The following is a 17,115-nucleotide window of genomic DNA, read 5'->3' as shown; positions in this document are numbered from 1 at the left end:
GTCCCGGCTAGCGTTCCGATGGGCCGGGTGGCGACGGCGAGCATGATCGGCACCATCATCGAGTTCTACGACTTCTTCAGCTACGGCACCGCCGCCGCGCTGGTGTTCAACAAGGTCTACTTCCCCGAGCTCGGTGCCGCGCAGGGGACCGCCCTCGCGGTGTCGCGTTCGTCGCGCGGCCGTTCGGCTCGGTCCAGTTCGGGCACTCCGGCGACCGGATCGGCCGCAGACGCACCCTCGTGTCGACGCTGCTGCTCATGGGCATCTCCACGCTCCTGATCGGGGCGCTGCCTGGCGCGGGCACGCTCGGCGTGTCGGCGCCGGTGCTGCTGGTGGTGCTCCGCGTCGCGCAGGGGCTCGCCGTCGGCGGCGAGTGGGCGGGCGCGACCCTGCTGACGGCGGAGAACCCCCCATCCGGCAAGCGCGGCGGCTACGCGGCGTTCCCCCAGGCTCGCGGGGGTGCTCGGCGGCGCCGTCACGCCGCTGCTCGCCACGCTGCTCGTGCCGCAGTTCGGCGGCTTCGCCGTGGGGCTCTACCTGGCGTTCGTGGCGGTCGTCAGCACGGTGGCCTCGCTACTGGTGCACGAGACGCGCCATGCCGACCTCGCGGCCGAGCCGGTGGGTGCGGCCCGCGTGTGAGCCCGCCGCCGCCGGGTACGTTGCCGGCGTGAGCGACGATTCGAGAGCCATGTCCGAGTGGGTCACCGCTGTGCGCCGTGAGCTGGGGTTGGAGGACACCCTCGACGCCGACGCCCTCGTCGACCAGGTGCTCGACCTGACCGCCGACGTCGCGCACGGCGTCAGCAGGCCCGCCGCGCCGGTCACCGCGTTCCTCCTCGGCATCGCCGCGGGCCGCGCCGACGACCTGGCCGTCTCCGTGAACGACTTCGCCGGCATCGTCTCGCGGCTGGCCGAGGGCTGGGGCGCCGACGCCGAACGCGCCGTCCCCGCCAACGACCAGGCGCAGCGGGGCTGAGCCGGGCAGCCGGGCGCTCAGTCCGCGACGGCCATGTGGGCGATGACCTTCGTCGGGCGGATGCGCACGACGAGCTCGCCGGGCACCCCGTTGCGCCGGCCGTACTCGGCGGCCCGCTCGGCGCCCATGTAGCGCGCACCGAGCGCGGTCGCCGTGCGGACCAGCTCCGCGGGGTCCTCCGAGAGTTCGGCGACGCCCTGGACCTGCACGAACGCGAACGGCGGCGCGGACACGTCGACCACGAGCGACACCCGCGGGTCGCGCGCGAGTGCCCGGCCCTTCGAGGTGGTGGCCCCGGTGTTGAACACGAGCGCGCCGTCCTCGACGAGGAACCAGACCGGCGCGGCGAGCGCCCGCCCGTCGGCGGCGGTCCAGGCGAGCACGCCGGTCCGCGTGCCCGCGGACAGGAACTCGACCACCTCGGGGGTCAGGACGGCGGGGGTCAGGACGGCGGGGGTCAGGACGGCGGGCGCGTCCGGGCTGCTCATGCCCGCCCGAACCGCCCGCGTCCGGGATAGATTCCCGGCGTGCGAACCGTCTCCGGGCTCGGGCGCCGGGTACAGACCCTGTTCGGGGACTCGGCGGCGGTCGCCCCGAGCGGCTCGACGCCGTCGCTGCGGCGCCTCGCCGCGGCGCCGGGACGGCCGCTGGTCGGCACCGAGCCGGGTGTCCAGGTCCGCGACGGCGTCCGGCTCGACCAGGTCGACGGCACGACGTGCGGCAGCGCGGTGCTGGTCGCGCTCGCCGCGTGGGCGGCGCCCGACGAGCTGCGCAGGCTCGATCCCGGTGGGCCGGACCCGGTCGTCGGCGGCGTCCGGCAGGGCTTCGGCGCCCGCTACGACGCGCGGCAGAAGCAGGTCCACCGCGAGACCAACCGGGTGTGGCCGCAGGCGCTGGGCACGACGCCGTGGGCGATGGTCCGCTGGCTCGCCCGCAACGTCCCGGCGGCCGGCCGGTACCGCGTACGCCTTGTCGACGACAGCTCGGCGCAGGACATCGGGCCGCTCGTCGCCGAGGTCACCGCCGCGCTGGCCGCGGGCAGGCCCGTTCCGCTGCTGGTCGGCACCGTCGTGCCCCGGCACTACTGCCTGGCGCTCGCGGCCCGCGGCGACGGCGGCTGGAACGTCTACGAACCGACGTCCGGGCAGGTCAGAGCGCTGGACCCGGCCCTGGTCGGGCACCGTGCGCTCGCCCCGGTGCTGGGCTTCGACCACCTGCACGCGGTCCTGCTGCCGGCGGCGTGAGCCGCCGCGAAGCGGATGCGCCGGGCTCGTAGACTTGACAGCGTGACCGAGACCCTCCCACCGCGCACGTCCGACCTACCCGCCAAGTGGAACCCGGGCGAGGTAGAGGGCGGCATGTACCAGCGGTGGGTCGAGCGCGGCTACTTCGAGGCCGATCCGTCGTCGGACCGGCCGCCGTACTGCATCGCGATCCCGCCGCCCAACGTCACGGGCAGCCTGCACCTGGGCCACGCGATGGACCACACGCTCATCGACATCCTGACCCGGCGGCGCCGGATGCAGGGGTACGACACGCTGTGGCTGCCCGGCATGGACCACGCCGGCATCGCCACGCAGAGCGTCGTCGAGCGCAGGCTGGCCGATGCGGGCGAGCCGACCCGTCGTGAGCTGGGCCGCGAGGAGTTCGTCCGGCGCGTCTGGGAGTGGAAGGCCGAGTCGGGCGGCGCGATCCTCGGCCAGATGAAGCGGCTGGGCGACGGCGTCGACTGGTCGCGCGAGCGCTTCACCCTCGACGAGGGGCTGTCGCGCGCGGTCCAGACCGTCTTCAAGCGGATGTTCGACGACGGCCTGATCTACCGGGCCGAGCGGCTGGTCAACTGGTCGCCCGCGCTGCAGAGCGCGATCAGCGACATCGAGGTCGACCACAAGGAGGTCGAGGGCGAGCTCGTCTCCTTGCGCTACGGCGACGGGGACGCCGAGATCGTCGTCGCCACCACGCGGGTCGAGACGATGCTGGGCGACACCGGGGTCGCCGTCCACCCGGACGACGAGCGCTACGCCCACCTCGTCGGCAGGACCGTCCGGATGCCGATCACCGGCCGCGACATCCCGGTCGTCGCCGACCCGTACGTCGACCCGGAGTTCGGGTCCGGCGCGGTCAAGATCACCCCGGCGCACGACCCCAACGACTTCGAGATGGGCAGGCGCCACGGCCTGCCGATGCCGACGATCATGGACGAGTCCGGCCGCATCACGGGCACGGGCACGCGGTTCGACGGCATGGACCGGTTCGCCGCGCGCGAGGCCGTCCGCGAGGAGCTGCGGGCGCAGGGCCGGATCGTCGCCGAGAAGCGGCCCTACGTCCACAGCGTCGGGCACGACTCGCGCACGGGCGTCGTCATCGAGCCGCGGTTGTCGCTGCAGTGGTTCGTCCGGGTCGAGGCGCTGGCCAAGGCGGCCGGCGACGCGGTGCGCAACGGCGACACCACGATCCACCCGGCCGACATGTCCGCCCGGTTCTTCGACTGGGTCGACAACATGCACGACTGGTGCATCTCCCGGCAGCTGTGGTGGGGCCACCGCATCCCGGTCTGGTACGGGCCCGACGGCGAGACCGTGTGCGTCGGCCCCGACGAGGAGCCCCCCACGGGCGAGGGCTGGGCCCGCGACGAGGACGTCCTCGACACCTGGTTCTCCTCGGGCCTGTGGCCGTTCTCCACGCTCGGCTGGCCGGACAAGACCGAGGACCTCGAGCGCTACTACCCGACGTCCGCGCTGGTCACCGGCTACGACATCCTGTTCTTCTGGGTCGTCCGGATGATGATGTTCGGCACCTACGCGATGGGCGCCACCCCGTTCCGGCACGTCTACCTGCACGGCCTGATCCGCGACGAGCACGGCCGCAAGATGTCGAAGTCCAAGGGCAACGTCATCGACCCGCTCGAGCTGATCGACGCCTACGGCGCCGACGCGCTGCGGTTCACCATCGCCCGCGGGTCCAACCCGGGCACCGACATGTCGCTGTCCGACGAGTGGGTCGCCGCGTCGCGCAACTTCACCACGAAGCTGTGGAACGCCACCCGGTTCGCGATCGCCAACGGCGCGGACGCGGCCGCGGGCCTGCCCGCGACGGAGTCGCTGACCGACGCCGACCGGTGGATCCTCGGCCGGCTGCACCAGGTCCGCCAGCAGACCGACGCGCTGCTGGAGGACTTCCAGTTCGCCAAGGCCACCGAGGGCCTGTTCCACTTCACGTGGGACGAGCTGTGCGACTGGTACATCGAGCTGGCCAAGCCGCAGCTGGCCGACCCGGCGAGCACCACCGCCGCGAACACCCGGGCGGTCCTGGGGCACGTCCTCGACGCGCTGCTGCGGCTGCTGCACCCGATCGTCCCGTTCGTCACCGAGGCGCTGTGGACGGGCCTGACCGGCGGCGAGTCCGTCGTCGTCGCGGCGTGGCCGACCGAGGCGGGCCTGGCCGCCGACCCCGCGGCCACCGAGCGGGTCCTCGCCGTGCAGCGGCTGATCACCGAGGTCCGCCGCTTCCGTACCGAGCAGGGCCTGCCCGACCGGCGCTCGGTCGCCGCGAAGCTCGGTGGCCTCGAGGCCGCCGGCCTGGCCGGCCACGAGCGGGCGGTCCGGTTCCTCACCCGCCTCGACGAGCCGGGCGACGACTTCGCCCCGACGGCGACCGTGGAGATCGGCAACACCCACGTCGAGATCGACACGTCGGGCGCGATCGACGTCGCCGCCGAGCGGGCCCGGCTGGGTCGCGACCTCGCCGCGGCGCAGAAGGAGCTCGACGCCGCCGAGAAGAAGCTCGGGAACCCCAAGTTCACCGAGAAGGCCCCGGCGAACGTCGTCGACGGCATCCGGGCGCGCCGGGAGGCGGCCGCGGCCGACATCGCCCGCGTCACCGCGCGGCTCGAGGCACTGCCGTCCTCGTGAGCGACCACGAGCACGACCCGGACCTCCCTGAGGGCGAGGGCGTCGTCCCGACGCCCGAGGAGTCGGCGCAGGACGTGGTGATCTCGCACGTCCTCGACGCCATCCGCGGCTCCGACACCCCCGACGTCGTCCCGGCCGAGTCCTCGGTCGCGGGCTTCGCGGAGTTCCTCGCCGTGGAGGCGGTGCTCGACAGGCGCTGGCCCGAGACGGTCATGGAACCGTCGCTCGACCGGATCTCCGCGCTGGTCGACGCGCTGGGCGACCCGCAGGACGGCTATCCCGTCGTGCACGTCACCGGCACCAACGGCAAGACGTCGGTCGCCCGCATGGTCGACGCGCTGCTGTCGGAGATCGGGCTGCGCACCGGCCGCTACACCAGCCCGCACCTGCAGCGCGCCACCGAGCGGATCAACCTCGACAACCGGCCCGTCTCGGCCGAGCGCTACGTCGCCGCCTACGAGGAGGTGGCGCCGTTCGTCGAGCTCGTCGACGCCAACCGCGCCCCGGAGGCGCCGGCGCTGTCGAAGTTCGAGGTGCTCACCGCGATGGCGTTCGCCGCGTTCGCCGACGCGCCCGTCGAGGCCGCCGTCGTGGAGGTCGGCCTGGGTGGGCGCTGGGACGCGACGAACGTCGTCGAGGGGAAGGTCGCCGTGATCACCCCGATCGGTCTCGACCACGCCGAGTACCTGGGCGACGACATCCTCGGCATCGCCAGGGAGAAGGCCGGCATCATCAAGCCGGGCGCGGTCGCGGTGCTCGCGACGCAGGAGCGCGACGTCGCGGCCGTCCTGCTGGAACGGGCCGTCGAGGTGGGGGCGCAGGTCGCGCGCGAGGGCGCCGAGTTCGGGGTGCGCGAACGCGAGATCGCCGTCGGCGGGCAGCGGCTGGAGCTGCAGGGCCTGTCGGGCAGCTACGACGACATCTTCCTGCCGCTGCACGGCGAGCACCAGGCGTCCAACGCGGCCATCGCGCTCGCCGCCGCCGAGGCCCTGGTCGGAGCGGGTCCGGCGCAGCCGCTGGACCCCGACGTCGTGCGCGCCGCGTTCGCCTCGGTGCACACCCCCGGGCGGCTCGAGCGGATGCGCAGCGATCCCGCCGCGCCGACCGTGCTGCTCGACGCGGCGCACAACCCGCACGGCGCCCGCGCGCTCGCCGCGTCCCTGCTGTCGGAGTTCCGGTTCACGCGGCTCGTCGGGGTCGTCGGCGTCATGCGGGACAAGGACGCCCGCGGGCTGCTCGCCGAGCTGGAGCCCGCGCTGCACGAGATCGTCGTGACCGCGGCCGAGACGCCGCGGGCCATGGACGCCGACGAACTGGCCACGCTCGCCGTCGAGGTCTTCGGCGCCGAGCGCGTCAGCGTCGAACCCGTTCTGGCGCAGGCCATCGAGCAGGCCGTCGAGCTGGCGGAGGAGGGCGGCGACTCCGGGGTCGGGGTCGTCGTCACCGGGTCGGTCGTCGTCGCCGGACAGGCTCGCGCGCTGTTCGGGAGGGAACCGGAATGAGCGCGTCCGACCCGGCGTCGACCCCGCCCGACGTGCCGCCGCCCGCCGTCGACCCGATGAAGGGCATCCGCGGCGTCTTCGCCGCGACGCTGATCCTCGAGGCGATCGTCGTCCTGCTGGCGATGCTGGTGCTGCCCAAGTTCGGCGACGGCGCCACCCCGGCCGGTGTGATCTCGATGCTGGCGCTCGCGCTGGCGATGATCGTCGGATCGGGACTGCAGCGTCGGCCGTGGGGCCTGGCCTACGCGCTGGTGCTGCAGGTCGCGGTGTTCGCCTGCATCGTCTTCGTGCCCGCGCTGTGGGTCATCGGGATCGTGTTCGCGGCCGTATGGGGCGGGCTGCTGCTGCTGCGCCGCGACGTCGCACGGAAGATGGCCCGCGGCGAGCTGCCCTCGCAGCGACGCTGAGCGCCCGCGGCTCTCAGGACGCGTCGGTCGCCGTGCACGTGGCGTGGCCGGGGCAGCTGCGCAGCAGGTGCACCACCGGGGGAGCCGTGATCGTCCTCGGCGCCGGCCCGCCGCCCGGCCAGGTCAGCGAGATCGCGATGGACGACGAGTCGTTGTCGTAGTCCTTCTCCTGGATCTGCTTGTCCGGGTTCACGGTGTTGACCAGGGTGTACGTGCCCGACGGCACGGTGGTGACGTCGAGCCACTGGAAGTCGACGGTGTAGTCGTAGTTGTCGCCGCTGCCCACCGAGATTCCCTCGGCGACGTCGAGCGCGTTCGGGTCGTGCATCTTGCAGTCGTTGTGCGCCAACGCGTTGCCCAGCACGTCCTGCGGCGAGCCGTCGTCGGTGGGGGCGTAGCCCAGCTGGTAGGCGTCGTTGCTCGTGTAACGGTCGCCGAGGCAGAAGCCCGTCTTGCGGTCGGTGACCAGCGTCGTGCCGTCGGGGCCGACCAGCCGGAACCGGTCGAAGTCGAGCAGGTGCCAGTGCTGGTGCATGACCGCCGGCTCGTAGTACATCGACGCCCCGGGCAGCGCCTGCTGCGCCGCGGCGAACGAGGCGGGCAGCGTGGCGTCGTACCCCGGCTGCACCGCCTGCCGGACGGCCATCGTCGGCGTCGCGGTCGAGTCCCGGTGCCCGTAGAGCAGCAGCGGGCCGTCGCCGACGTTCTCCTCCGACGAGGTGAACCGCAGCCTGACCTGCCGGATCGGGCCCGACCGCACACAGGCCGCGTGCGGGTTCTGCGCGTCGGCGACCGGGCAGACGTCCCAGGCCGTGCAGCTGCCGGGCGCGACGCTCGTGGCCGGCGCGCAGCCGACGGGTGCCTGGATCAGGTCGGGCAGCAGCGGCGGGTCGAGGTCCTGACAGGCGCCGAGGAGCACGGCGGCGATCCCGATCGACAGCATCAGGCCGATCGCCCTGGTGCGCATGCGCCGCGACGGCCTCCTCTCGGGGTCTCGCCGCGTGCTCACCGCGCTGCGCCTCCGGCCGGGTCGGACGGCGGCGCCGGGTCGCACCGCACACCGGTGTCCAACGACGGTGCGCCGCCGAGGTGTCAGGGCCGAACAGGTGACGGGGGCGTGGCGGGGCGTGCACGAGCCCGTCGATACGCTCACCCGGTGACAGAACGCACCCTGGTCCTCGTCAAGCCCGACGGCGTCGAGCGCCGGCTGATCGGCGAGGTCATCTCCCGCATCGAGCGCAAGGGCCTCACGCTGGTGGCCCTCGACCTGCGCACGGTCGACCGCGAGCTCGCCTCGCAGCACTACGCCGAGCACGACGGCAAGCCCTTCTTCGAGTCGCTGCTCGAGTTCATCACCTCCGGCCCGGTTCTCGCGGCCGTCGCCGAGGGCCCGCGCGCGATCTCCGCGTGGCGGCAGCTCGCCGGTGGCACCGACCCCGTCGAGAAGGCGGCGCCGGGCAGCATCCGGGGCGACTTCGGCCTCGAGGTGCAGTACAACCTGGTGCACGGGTCGGACTCGCCCGAGTCCGCCGCGCGCGAGATCAAGCTCTGGTTCCCGAACCTCTGACCAGCGACCTCGCCGGCCGGGCGTGCGACGTGCGCGACGGGCACCGGCCGCGGCTGCGCCTCCGCTGACGCGCCGCCCCCTCGACGTGCCCGCCGGCGGCCCGAGGACCCGCGCGCAACCTCACGGTCGTCCGGCGGCGCCGCGACGACCGTGAGGTTGCGGCCGGAGGTGGGAAGCCGAAACGCCCGGCGTCCTGTCGGTGCCGCGGGTTACCGTCGGGACGTGTCCGACGCACTCGTCCAGGCTCGTGGGCTCCGCAAGAGCTTCGGGGAGGTCGAGGCGGTCCGGGGGATCGACGTCGACGTCGCCCGCGGCGAGGTCTTCGGGTTCCTGGGCCCCAACGGCGCGGGCAAGTCGTCGACGATGCGGATGATCGCCTGCGTCTCGCCGCGGTCGGGCGGGACGCTGTCGGTGCTGGGCATGGACCCGGGCCCCGACGGGCCGCGCATCCGCGCCCGCATCGGCGTCGTCCCGCAGCTGGACAACCTCGACGCCGAGTTGTCGGTCCGGGAGAACCTGGAGATCTACGGCCGCTACTTCGGCCTGCCGCGCCGCCACGTCCGCGCGAAGGCCGACGAGCTCCTGGAGTTCGCACGGCTCACCGAACGCGCGGGCGACCGGGTCGAGGAGCTGTCCGGCGGCATGAAGCGCCGGCTCACCATCGCCCGCTCCCTGGTCAACGACCCCGAGCTCCTCCTGCTCGACGAGCCGACCACCGGGCTCGACCCGCAGGCCCGGCACCTGCTGTGGGACCGGCTCTATCGCCTCAAGCGCGAGGGGGTCACGCAGATCGTCACCACGCACTACATGGACGAGGCCGAGCAGCTGTGCGACAGGCTGGTCGTGATGGACGGCGGGGTCGTCGCGGCCGAGGGCTCGCCCGCCGAGCTGATCGGCCGGTACTCCACGCGCGAGGTCCTGGAGCTGCGGTTCCTCCCCGAGCGGCGGCCGTCGGCAGGCGAGCTGGGCCGGCACGCCGACCGGGTCGAGGAGCTGCCCGACCGCTTCCTGCTCTACACCGCCGACGGCGAGCGCACCCTCGGCGACGTCGCGGCCGCGGGGTTCGTGCCGTTGTCGTCGCTGGTGCGGCGCTCGTCGCTGGAGGACGTGTTCCTCCGGCTCACCGGCCGGACGCTGGTCGACTGATGGCCGACCTCGCCGCCGTGCCGGTCCCGCGCTCGACGGGGCTGGCCCCCACCGTGCTCGGCGGGATCGGGCGCGTCGTCGAGCACCACTGGCGCTGGTACCGGCGCAACTGGCGGGCCACCGCGGTCTCGACGGTGCTGCAGCCCCTGCTGTTCCTGCTGGCCTTCGGCGTCGGGTTCGGCGCGCTCGTCGGAAGCGGGCCGAACGCCGCGGCGGCCACCGGCGGCGTCCCGTACCTGGTGTGGCTCGCGCCCGCCCTGCTCGCGATGTCGGCGGCGCAGAGCGCGGCGTTCGAGTCGACCTACCCCGTGCTGTCCGGTTTCAAATGGCAGCGGATCTACCTCGCGATGGCCGCGGGCCCGCTCACCGGCGCCCAGATCGGCCTCGGGGTGCTCGGCTGGATCGGCCTGAAGATGCTGGGGGCCGGGGCGGTGTACGTGCTCGTCATCGCGGTGTTCGGCGGGGTCACCGGCCCGGGGATCGTGGTGTCGCTGCTCGCCGCGGTCCTCACCGGGCTGGCGGTGTCGTCGCTGGTCGCGGCGTTCTCGGCGACCGTGGAGAACGAGGGCACCGCGTTCAGCGCGCTGTTCCGGTTCGTCGTCATCCCGATGACGCTGTTCTCCGGCACGTTCTTCCCGGTCGACCGGCTGCCCGCGGTGATCCGGCCGCTCGCGTGGGTCTCTCCGCTCTGGCACGGCACCGAGATCGCACGTGGGGCCGCGCTGGGGACGTGGCGGCTGCTGCCCACGCTCGGCCACCTCGCGGTGCTGCTCGCCCTTCTCGTCCTCGGCGCGACCCTGGTCGCCCGCCTGTTCACCCGGAGGTTGGCCGCGTGAGCGTTCCGACGCGCGCCGTGGCGCCCCCGGCGCCCACGATCTGGCGGCTCCTGCCCGCCGGCAGCTACGCAGGCCGGGCCCGGATGATGATGCTGCGCTCGCTCACGGCGTCGCGGCACACCTGGCTCGCGTTCGTCTCCGGCTTCTTCGAGCCCGTCTTCTACCTGCTCGCGATGGGCACGGGGCTGGGCTCGCTGGTCGGTGACCTGCCGGGGCCCGACGGGCAGCCGATCAGCTACGCCGCCTTCATCGCGCCGGGCCTGCTGGCCGCGTCGGCGATGAACGGCGCCGTCTTCGACTCGACGTACAACGTCTTCTTCAAGCTCCATTACGCCCGGCTCTACGACTCGATGCTCGCGACGCCGCTGGGCCCGGTCGACGTCGCGCTGGGCGAGATCGGCTGGGCGCTGCTGCGCGGTGGCCTCTACTCGGCGGCGTTCCTGTCGGTGATGGCCGGGTTCGGGCTGATCGACTCGCCGTGGGCGCTGCTGGCGCTGCCCGCCGCGCTGGTGATCGCGTTCGCGTTCGCGGCGATCGGGATGGCGGCGACCTCGTTCATGCGGTCGTGGCAGGACTTCGACCTGGTCACGCTGGCGGTCCTGCCGATGTTCCTGTTCGCGACGACGTTCTACCCGCTGTCGGTCTATCCACGGTGGCTGCAGCTCGTCGTCGAGTGCCTGCCGCTCTACCACGCCGTCGAGCTGATGCGGCGGCTCACGACCGGCGCGGTCGGCCTCGGGCTGCTGCCGCACCTGGCCTACTTCGTCGTGATGATCGCCGTCGGGGTGGCCGTGGCGGCGCGCCGGCTGGGGACGCTGCTGCTGCGCTGAACGGTGGAGGTCGCCGCCGCACGGACCTGCCGGTCGTCGTACCGGCGGTGCAGTGTGGGTCCACGCCCCACAGCCGGGGGAGCCCGCACAGCCGAGGGAGTACGGATGTCGAACAAGCTCAGCCTCGAGGCCGCCGCCCGGGAACAGCTCCAGCGCGCGAGCACGGAGGACAGCGGCCGCAGCGCCCGGACCGTCTACGGCGGACACGAGCACCTCCTCCGCCAGACCCTCATCGCGCTCGTCGCAGGCGCGGGCCTCGGCGAGCACGCGAACCCCGGAGAGGCCACGGTCCACGTCCTGCAGGGCCGCGTGCGGCTCTCGACGGACAGCTCGTCGTGGGACGGGCGGCGCGGCGACCTGATCGTCGTACCCGACGACCGGCACCGGCTCGAGGCGTTGGAGGACTCCGCGATCCTGCTCACGGTCGCCAAGCAGACCCGCCCGGCACCGAGCTGACGGACGTCGCCGCCGCGCCGCGCCGGGTCACCCCCCCGCCCCTCGCCGCGCGTCCACGGCCCGCTCGTCGCGGGGCGCGTCGCGTCGGTCGACTGGCCGGGTCGGCCGCGCGGCGGGACGATGGCGCCATGACCGTGATGGCACCCCGCAGCACCGCCGCCGATCTCGTCCGCGCCGCCGCCGTCCTGGTGCTGGCCGTCCTGCAGATCGTCGTCGCGGGTCTGGGCGGGTCGGGGAGGATCGGCGACGGCGTCGGTGTCGTCGCGGCCGACAACCCGACGCCACTGCTCGCGGCGGGGTGGGCGTTCTCCATCTGGTCGGTCATCTACCTGGGGTTCCTCGCCTACGCGGTGTACGCGGTGCTGCCGTCGCAGCGCTCGCGGCCCGCGCACCGGCGCACCGGGTGGTGGCTCGCGGTCTCGGCGGTGCTCAACCCGCTGTGGATCCTCGCGTTCGGCAACAGGCACATGATCGCGGCGGAGGTCGTCATCCTGCTGCTGCTCGTCGTGCTCGCGGCGGTGTACGGCCGGCTCAGCCACGAGCCCGCGCGCGGGACGACCGAGCAGCTCGCGTTCCGGCTGCCGATCGCGCTCTACGCCGGCTGGGTGTCGCTCGCGACGGTGCTCGGCACGGCCGCGACGGGCGTCGCCGAGGGCCTGCCCGGCGACGGCGTGCTCGCCCTGGCGGCGGCGGTCACCGCCCTGCTCGCGACGGCTGCCATCGTCTGCTGGGTCGTCTCCTCCGCGACGGCGGTCGTCGGCTACGCGGCGGCGACGGTGTGGGGGCTGATCGGCATCGCCACGAACGACCGGCCGCCGGCCGTCGGGGTCACGGCGCTGCTCGCCGCGGCGCTGATCGCGATCGTCACGACGCGCCGGGTGCTGCGTTCGGTCGAGTCCCGGCGGGTCGCACTCGGCTGACCACCCACGCGGCGGGTCGGAGGACCGCCACCCGAACAGGTAGCGTCGGCACCTGGCACACGGCGTCGCGCGGAGGGCACCCACCATGATCACCGGCAGCATCGTCGCGATGGTCACACCGATGCGGGAGGACGGCAGCGTCGACCTCGCCGCCCTCGCCAAGCTGGTCGACCGGACGATCGAGGCGGGCACCTCCGCCGTCGTGTCCGTCGGCACCACGGGCGAGTCGGCCACGCTGTCGGTGGACGAGCACACCGAGGTCATCCGGCACACGATCGACGTGTCCGCGGGCCGGGTCCCGGTCATCGCCGGAACGGGCGCCAACAGCACCACGGAGGCCATCCACCTCACCGAGGCGGCGAAGGCGGCGGGCGCCGACGCCGCGCTGCTCGTCACGCCGTACTACAACAAGCCCCCGCAGGACGGCCTGTACCGGCACTTCAAGGCCGTCGCCGAGGCCGTCGACATCCCGCAGATCCTCTACAACGTCCCCGGCCGCACGGCCTGCGACATGCTCCCCTCGACGGTCGAGCGCCTCGCCGCGGTCCCGAACATCATCGGGATCAAGGAGGCGAAGGGCGACCTGGACCGGGTGCGCGACCTCGTCGCGCTCGAGCTGCCCGACTTCGCCCTCTACTCGGGCGACGACGGCACGGCCCGCGCGAGCATGCTCGCGGGCTTCCACGGCGACATCTCGGTGACGGCCAACGTCGCCCCCGAGGCGATGGCGACGATGTGCGCGGCCGCCGTCGCGGGCGACGCCGAGACCGCCGCCGAGATCGACGCGACGCTCGCCGGCCTGCACCGGGCCCTGTTCTCCGAGCCCAACCCGATCCCCGTGAAGTGGGCGCTCGCCGAGCTCGGGCTCATCGAGTCCGGCATCCGGCTGCCGCTCGTCCCGCTCGACGAGATGCACCACGAGGACGTCCGCGCGGCCCTGCGTACGGCGGGACTGCTCGAGTAGGCGCGCCCGCGCCGGGCCCCGATCTGCAGGAACGGCACTTTCCCGCAACCCGGTTGCGGGAAAGTGCCGTTCCCGCATGTCAGGTGGCGCCACCCCGGATTCGCCGCTGCAGCGGGCTCCGGGGGCGCCACGGCCACCCGCGCGACGACGCGACTACCCTGACGCTGCGTGACCTCCGTGTTCCCCGACCTCGAACCGTTGTTGCCCCGTGTCTCCAAGCCGGTGCAGTACGTCGGCGGCGAGCTCAACGCCCAGGTGGCCGACGAGGACGAGTGGGACGCGACGCCGGTCCGCTGGGCGCTGATGTATCCCGACGCGTACGAGGTCGGACTGCCCAACCAGGGCGTCATGATCCTCTACGAGGTGCTCAACGAGCGGCCCGACGCCCTCGCCGAGCGCTGCTACGCCGTCTGGCCCGACCTCGAGGCGCTGATGCGTGAACGGGGCGTCCCGGCGTTCACCGTCGACGGGCACCGCCCGGTCGGCGACTTCGACGTCCTCGGCGTCAGCTTCGCCACCGAGCTGGGCTACACCAACATGCTGACGACGCTCGACCTCGCCGGGATCCCCTTGCACGCGGCCGACCGCGACGAGACCCACCCGATCGTCCTGATGGGCGGGCACGCCGCGTTCAACCCCGAGCCGATCGCCGACTTCATCGACGCGGCCGCGCTCGGGGACGGCGAGGAGGTCGTCGGCGACATCACCGGCGTCGTCCGCGACTGGAAGGCCGACGGCCGTCCGGGCGGGCGGGAAGGCCTGCTCGACCGGCTCGCCGCGACCGACGGCTGCTACGTCCCGTCCCGCTACACCGTCTCCTACGGCGACGACGGTGCCATCGCCGCGGTGACGCCCGTCGAGCGCGCCCCGCGCAGCGTCCAGAAGCGCACCACCCGCGACCTCGACGACTGGCCCTACCCCAGGGCGCCGCTGGTGCCGCTGGCCGAGACGGTGCACGAGCGCGCGAGCGTCGAGATCTTCCGGGGCTGCACCCGCGGCTGCCGGTTCTGCCAGGCCGGGATGATCACCCGCCCGGTCCGCGAACGGTCGCTGCAGGGCATCGGCGAGATGGTCGACGCCGCCGTCCGCGCCAGCGGGTTCGACGAGGTCGGGCTGCTGTCGCTGTCGAGTGCCGACCACTCCGAGATCGCCGAGATCACCAAGGGGCTGGCCGACCGCTACGAGGGCGCCAACACGTCGCTGTCGCTGCCGTCCACCCGGGTCGACGCGTTCAACATCGACCTGGCCAACGAGATCTCGCGCAACGGCCGCCGGTCCGGGCTGACGTTCGCCCCCGAGGGCGGGTCGGAGCGGATCCGGCGCGTCATCAACAAGATGGTGTCCGAGGACGACCTCATCCGGACCGTCTCGGAGGCCTTCGCGCAGGGCTGGCGCCAGGTGAAGCTCTACTTCATGTGCGGGCTGCCCACCGAGGAGGACGCCGACGTCCTGGAGATCGCCGGGATGGCGCACCGCGTCATCAGGGCGGGGCGGGAGGCCTCCGGGCGCAACGACGTGCGCTGCACCATCTCCATCGGAGGGTTCGTCCCCAAGCCGCACACGCCGTTCCAGTGGGCGGCGCAGGCCCACCCGGACGTCGTCGACGAGCGGCTGCGCAAGCTCCGCGAGGCCGTGAACGCCGACCGGCGGCTGGGCCGCAACGTCGGCATGCGCTACCACGACGGCAAGCCGTCGCTGATCGAAGGGCTGCTCGCCCGCGGCGACCGCCGGGTCGGCCGGGTCATCGAGCGGGTGTGGCGCGAGGGCGGCCGGTTCGACGGCTGGAGCGAGCACTTCTCCTTCGAGCGCTGGACCGCCGCGGCGGAGGCCGAGCTCGGCCCGCTCGGGGTGTCGCTCGACTGGTTCACCACCCGTGAGCGCGGACGCGACGAGATCCTCCCGTGGGACCACCTCGACTCCGGGCTCGACCGGGACTGGCTGTGGGACGACTGGCAGGAGGCGCTCGCCGGCGGCGAGCAGGACGACTGCCGCTGGACGCCGTGCTTCGACTGCGGTGTCTGCCCGTCGACGGGCCAGGACATCCAGGTCGGCCCGAGCGGGACGCAGCTGCTGCCGCTGACGGTCGCCGACCCCGTCGGCGGGAACCGGTTCGGGAGTGCCTGAGCCCGCGTCCGGCGTCCCCGTGCCCGGCTCCCAGGGACCGGGGTCGGCGGCACGCCCGGAGTTCGTCGTCCGCGTCGCCGACGAGCGCGACGTCGAGGCACTCGCCGGGCTGCGCCGCGCCTGGCTGGAGGAACGGGCAGGCGCACCCGTCGCCGACCCCGGCTTCGAGGCTGCCTTCGCCCAGTGGTGGCGCACCGAGCAGCCGCGGCGCACGTTCTGGCTGGCCGAGGTGGGGTCCGACCGCGCGGGCTGGACGGCGATCGGTTCCATCAACGTCGTCGAGATCGTCGCGATGCCGCGGCCCGGCTCGCGCGGCGGCCGCGTCGGCCATGTGGGCAACGCGTTCGTCCTGGCCAACTTCGCCGACCGCGGCGTTCCCCGGGCGTTGCTGCAGGCGGTCGTCGAGCATGCCGGGGAGCGGCGCTACCGGCGGCTGATGCTCGCCCCGACGGCGGGCAGCGCGGCGTTCTACCGCCGGGCCGGTTTCACCCCGGCCGGTGACACGCTGCTGGTCCTGGACCCGCACGCGGCCCCGGATCCCGGCTGACCCGGCGGTGGTCCGTACCCTTTTCCCATGGCGCGCGTGCGGCCCGGTGAGGCGGCGAACCCGGCACCTCCGACGGTGCAGCGGATCCGCGTGCGCTTCGCCAAGCGGGGCCGCCTCCGGTTCCTGTCGCACCGCGACATCGCGCGCGCGTTTGAGCGCGCGGTGCGGCGGGCAGGGGTGCCGGTCGCGCACTCGCACGGGTTCAGCCCGCACCCGCGGCTGTCCTGGATCGGCGCCGCGCCCACCGGTGCGGCCAGCGAGGCCGAGTACGTCGAGATCGGGCTGACCCGGCCGGTCGACCCCGTCGAGCTGGTCGACGCGCTGGACGCGGCGCTGCCGTCGGGCCTGGACGTGCTGGCGGCCGCAGTCGCCGAGCCGCCCGCGCTGGCCGACCGGATCGACGGTGTCCGCTGGGCCATCGAGCTGCCCGGGCTGCCGGAGGCGGACGTGCGGGCCGCGGTCGACGCCCTGCTCGCCGAGGAGTCCGTCGTGGTCGAGCGCGTCACACCGTCGGGTCGCAAACAGATCGATGTCAGAAAAGCCCTGGTGAGCGCGACGACCACGACCGCGAGCAACGGCCCGGTGGCCGTGACGGGCCCCGCAGCGGTTGCGGGCTGTGCGATACTGACCGCGGTCGTGCGGCAGACGACACCCGCCGTCCGACCCGACGATGTGTTGGGTGCACTCGACGTTGTCGCAGGCCTCACGCCGCCGGTCCCCGCGAGGGCGACCCGGTTGGCGCAGGGACTGCTCGACGACTCGGGACACCTCGCCGATCCGCTCGGCTCTGCCGGGTGACCGCCCGGAACCGAGCGGCTCGGCGCGACGCCGGCGCCCCCGCCGGCGCCCGGCCGCCGTCGAGATGCACCGCAGCTGAGGATTGCTTCCTGCGCACCGCGCGGGGAGAGAACGAGTGACGTAAGGCCCCT

General features: G+C 73.7%; 19 protein-coding genes and 1 pseudogene. 18 read left to right on the top strand and 2 right to left on the bottom strand.

The window, feature by feature from the left end; translation table 11 throughout:
- Positions 1-27: 27 nt before the first annotated feature.
- From PSD17_RS32300 to PSD17_RS32285, 4 genes and pseudogenes are all read left to right on the top strand, one after another.
- Positions 28-279, top strand: coding sequence for a hypothetical protein (locus PSD17_RS32300; RefSeq protein ID WP_234027785.1), 252 nt, complete (start codon positions 28-30; stop codon positions 277-279).
- Positions 219-380, top strand: a pseudogene (locus PSD17_RS32295) (MFS transporter); the annotation flags it as partial. The gene PSD17_RS32300 and the pseudogene PSD17_RS32295, both read left to right, overlap by 61 nt.
- 79 nt (positions 381-459) lie before the next feature.
- Positions 460-639 (top strand): hypothetical protein, encoded by a 180-nt coding sequence (locus tag PSD17_RS32290; protein WP_234027786.1) that lies wholly within the window; start codon positions 460-462, stop codon positions 637-639.
- Positions 640-667: 28 nt separating this feature from the next.
- Positions 668-976, top strand: a complete 309-nt coding sequence (locus PSD17_RS32285; protein ID WP_339126070.1) for a DUF6457 domain-containing protein — start codon at positions 668-670, stop codon at positions 974-976.
- A 17-nt stretch (positions 977-993) separates the two neighbouring features.
- Here the strand turns inward: PSD17_RS32285 and PSD17_RS32280 are convergent, their stop codons facing one another.
- Positions 994-1,464, bottom strand: a complete 471-nt coding sequence (locus PSD17_RS32280; protein WP_339126069.1) for a PPOX class F420-dependent oxidoreductase — start codon at positions 1,462-1,464, stop codon at positions 994-996.
- A gap of 39 nt (positions 1,465-1,503) precedes the next feature.
- On the opposite strand from PSD17_RS32280, the gene PSD17_RS32275 reads away from it, so the two are divergent.
- The 4 genes from PSD17_RS32275 to PSD17_RS32260 are packed head-to-tail and all read left to right on the top strand — an operon-like array spanning position 1,504 to position 6,796.
- Positions 1,504-2,220 (top strand): hypothetical protein, encoded by a 717-nt coding sequence (locus PSD17_RS32275; RefSeq protein WP_013674131.1) that lies wholly within the window; start codon positions 1,504-1,506, stop codon positions 2,218-2,220.
- Positions 2,221-2,262: 42 nt separating this feature from the next.
- Entirely contained in the window at positions 2,263-4,887 is a 2,625-nt protein-coding gene (locus PSD17_RS32270) for a valine--tRNA ligase (RefSeq protein WP_339126068.1), read from the top strand.
- Complete coding sequence (locus tag PSD17_RS32265) at positions 4,884-6,389, top strand: bifunctional folylpolyglutamate synthase/dihydrofolate synthase (RefSeq protein WP_013674133.1); 1,506 nt, start codon at positions 4,884-4,886, stop codon at positions 6,387-6,389. The genes PSD17_RS32270 and PSD17_RS32265 overlap by 4 nt, the downstream gene beginning before the upstream one ends.
- Entirely contained in the window at positions 6,386-6,796 is a 411-nt protein-coding gene (locus PSD17_RS32260) for a DUF4233 domain-containing protein (protein WP_013674134.1), read from the top strand. The genes PSD17_RS32265 and PSD17_RS32260 overlap by 4 nt, the downstream gene beginning before the upstream one ends.
- 13 nt (positions 6,797-6,809) lie before the next feature.
- On the opposite strand, the gene PSD17_RS32255 is transcribed toward PSD17_RS32260, so the two are convergent.
- The gene (locus PSD17_RS32255) at positions 6,810-7,763 is read right to left on the bottom strand and encodes a lysyl oxidase family protein (protein ID WP_013674135.1); all 954 of its coding nucleotides are present in this window, start codon (positions 7,761-7,763) and stop codon (positions 6,810-6,812) included.
- A 189-nt stretch (positions 7,764-7,952) separates the two neighbouring features.
- On the opposite strand from PSD17_RS32255, the gene ndk reads away from it, so the two are divergent.
- The 10 genes from ndk to PSD17_RS32205 all read left to right on the top strand — a co-directional run bounded on the left by ndk (position 7,953) and on the right by PSD17_RS32205 (position 16,984).
- On the top strand, positions 7,953-8,363 hold the full coding sequence (gene ndk / locus PSD17_RS32250) for a nucleoside-diphosphate kinase (RefSeq protein ID WP_013674136.1): 411 nt from the start codon (positions 7,953-7,955) through the stop codon (positions 8,361-8,363).
- Between the two features lie 222 nt (positions 8,364-8,585).
- Positions 8,586-9,509 carry an ABC transporter ATP-binding protein gene (locus PSD17_RS32245; RefSeq protein WP_013674137.1) on the top strand — a complete coding sequence of 308 codons (924 nt, stop codon included), beginning with the start codon at positions 8,586-8,588 and terminating at the stop codon, positions 9,507-9,509.
- Positions 9,509-10,345 (top strand): ABC transporter permease, encoded by an 837-nt coding sequence (locus PSD17_RS32240; protein ID WP_339126067.1) that lies wholly within the window; start codon positions 9,509-9,511, stop codon positions 10,343-10,345. Before PSD17_RS32245 ends, PSD17_RS32240 begins: the two co-directional genes overlap by 1 nt.
- Entirely contained in the window at positions 10,342-11,175 is an 834-nt protein-coding gene (locus tag PSD17_RS32235; RefSeq protein ID WP_013674139.1) for an ABC transporter permease, read from the top strand. The genes PSD17_RS32240 and PSD17_RS32235 overlap by 4 nt, the downstream gene beginning before the upstream one ends.
- 105 nt (positions 11,176-11,280) lie before the next feature.
- Positions 11,281-11,631, top strand: coding sequence for a cupin domain-containing protein (locus PSD17_RS32230; protein ID WP_013674140.1), 351 nt, complete (start codon positions 11,281-11,283; stop codon positions 11,629-11,631).
- 128 nt (positions 11,632-11,759) lie between these two features.
- Positions 11,760-12,551 carry a tryptophan-rich sensory protein gene (locus PSD17_RS32225; protein ID WP_013674141.1) on the top strand — a complete coding sequence of 264 codons (792 nt, stop codon included), beginning with the start codon at positions 11,760-11,762 and terminating at the stop codon, positions 12,549-12,551.
- 85 nt (positions 12,552-12,636) lie between these two features.
- On the top strand, positions 12,637-13,515 hold the full coding sequence (gene dapA, locus PSD17_RS32220) for a 4-hydroxy-tetrahydrodipicolinate synthase (RefSeq protein ID WP_339126066.1): 879 nt from the start codon (positions 12,637-12,639) through the stop codon (positions 13,513-13,515).
- A gap of 168 nt (positions 13,516-13,683) precedes the next feature.
- Positions 13,684-15,639, top strand: a complete 1,956-nt coding sequence (locus tag PSD17_RS32215) for a TIGR03960 family B12-binding radical SAM protein (protein ID WP_339126065.1) — start codon at positions 13,684-13,686, stop codon at positions 15,637-15,639.
- On the top strand, positions 15,632-16,186 hold the full coding sequence (locus PSD17_RS32210) for a GNAT family N-acetyltransferase (protein WP_013674144.1): 555 nt from the start codon (positions 15,632-15,634) through the stop codon (positions 16,184-16,186). Before PSD17_RS32215 ends, PSD17_RS32210 begins: the two co-directional genes overlap by 8 nt.
- A gap of 27 nt (positions 16,187-16,213) precedes the next feature.
- Entirely contained in the window at positions 16,214-16,984 is a 771-nt protein-coding gene (locus tag PSD17_RS32205) for a TIGR03936 family radical SAM-associated protein (RefSeq protein WP_339126064.1), read from the top strand.
- The last annotated feature ends 131 nt before the right edge of the window (positions 16,985-17,115 follow it).

The sequence above is a fragment of the Pseudonocardia sp. D17 genome, assembly GCF_036984265.1.
Classification (GTDB): Bacteria; Actinomycetota; Actinomycetes; order Mycobacteriales; family Pseudonocardiaceae; genus Pseudonocardia; species Pseudonocardia benzenivorans.
The sequence above is the reverse complement of the archived record's forward strand: the minus strand, read 5'-3'. Positions and strand labels throughout refer to the sequence as shown.

What these genes read in the sequence shown, in the direction of transcription:
- dapA (WP_339126066.1), top strand. Translation starts at nt 12,637, where the DNA reads ATGATCACCGGCAGCATCGTCGCGATGGTCACACCGATGCGGGAGGAC.
- PSD17_RS32260 (WP_013674134.1), top strand. Translation starts at nt 6,386, where the DNA reads ATGAGCGCGTCCGACCCGGCGTCGACCCCGCCCGACGTGCCGCCGCCC.
- PSD17_RS32205 (WP_339126064.1), top strand. Translation starts at nt 16,214, where the DNA reads ATGGCGCGCGTGCGGCCCGGTGAGGCGGCGAACCCGGCACCTCCGACG.
- PSD17_RS32240 (WP_339126067.1), top strand. Translation starts at nt 9,509, where the DNA reads ATGGCCGACCTCGCCGCCGTGCCGGTCCCGCGCTCGACGGGGCTGGCC.
- PSD17_RS32225 (WP_013674141.1), top strand. Translation starts at nt 11,760, where the DNA reads ATGACCGTGATGGCACCCCGCAGCACCGCCGCCGATCTCGTCCGCGCC.
- PSD17_RS32280 (WP_339126069.1), bottom strand. Translation starts at nt 1,464, where the DNA reads ATGAGCAGCCCGGACGCGCCCGCCGTCCTGACCCCCGCCGTCCTGACC.
- PSD17_RS32255 (WP_013674135.1), bottom strand. Translation starts at nt 7,763, where the DNA reads ATGCGCACCAGGGCGATCGGCCTGATGCTGTCGATCGGGATCGCCGCC.
- PSD17_RS32230 (WP_013674140.1), top strand. Translation starts at nt 11,281, where the DNA reads ATGTCGAACAAGCTCAGCCTCGAGGCCGCCGCCCGGGAACAGCTCCAG.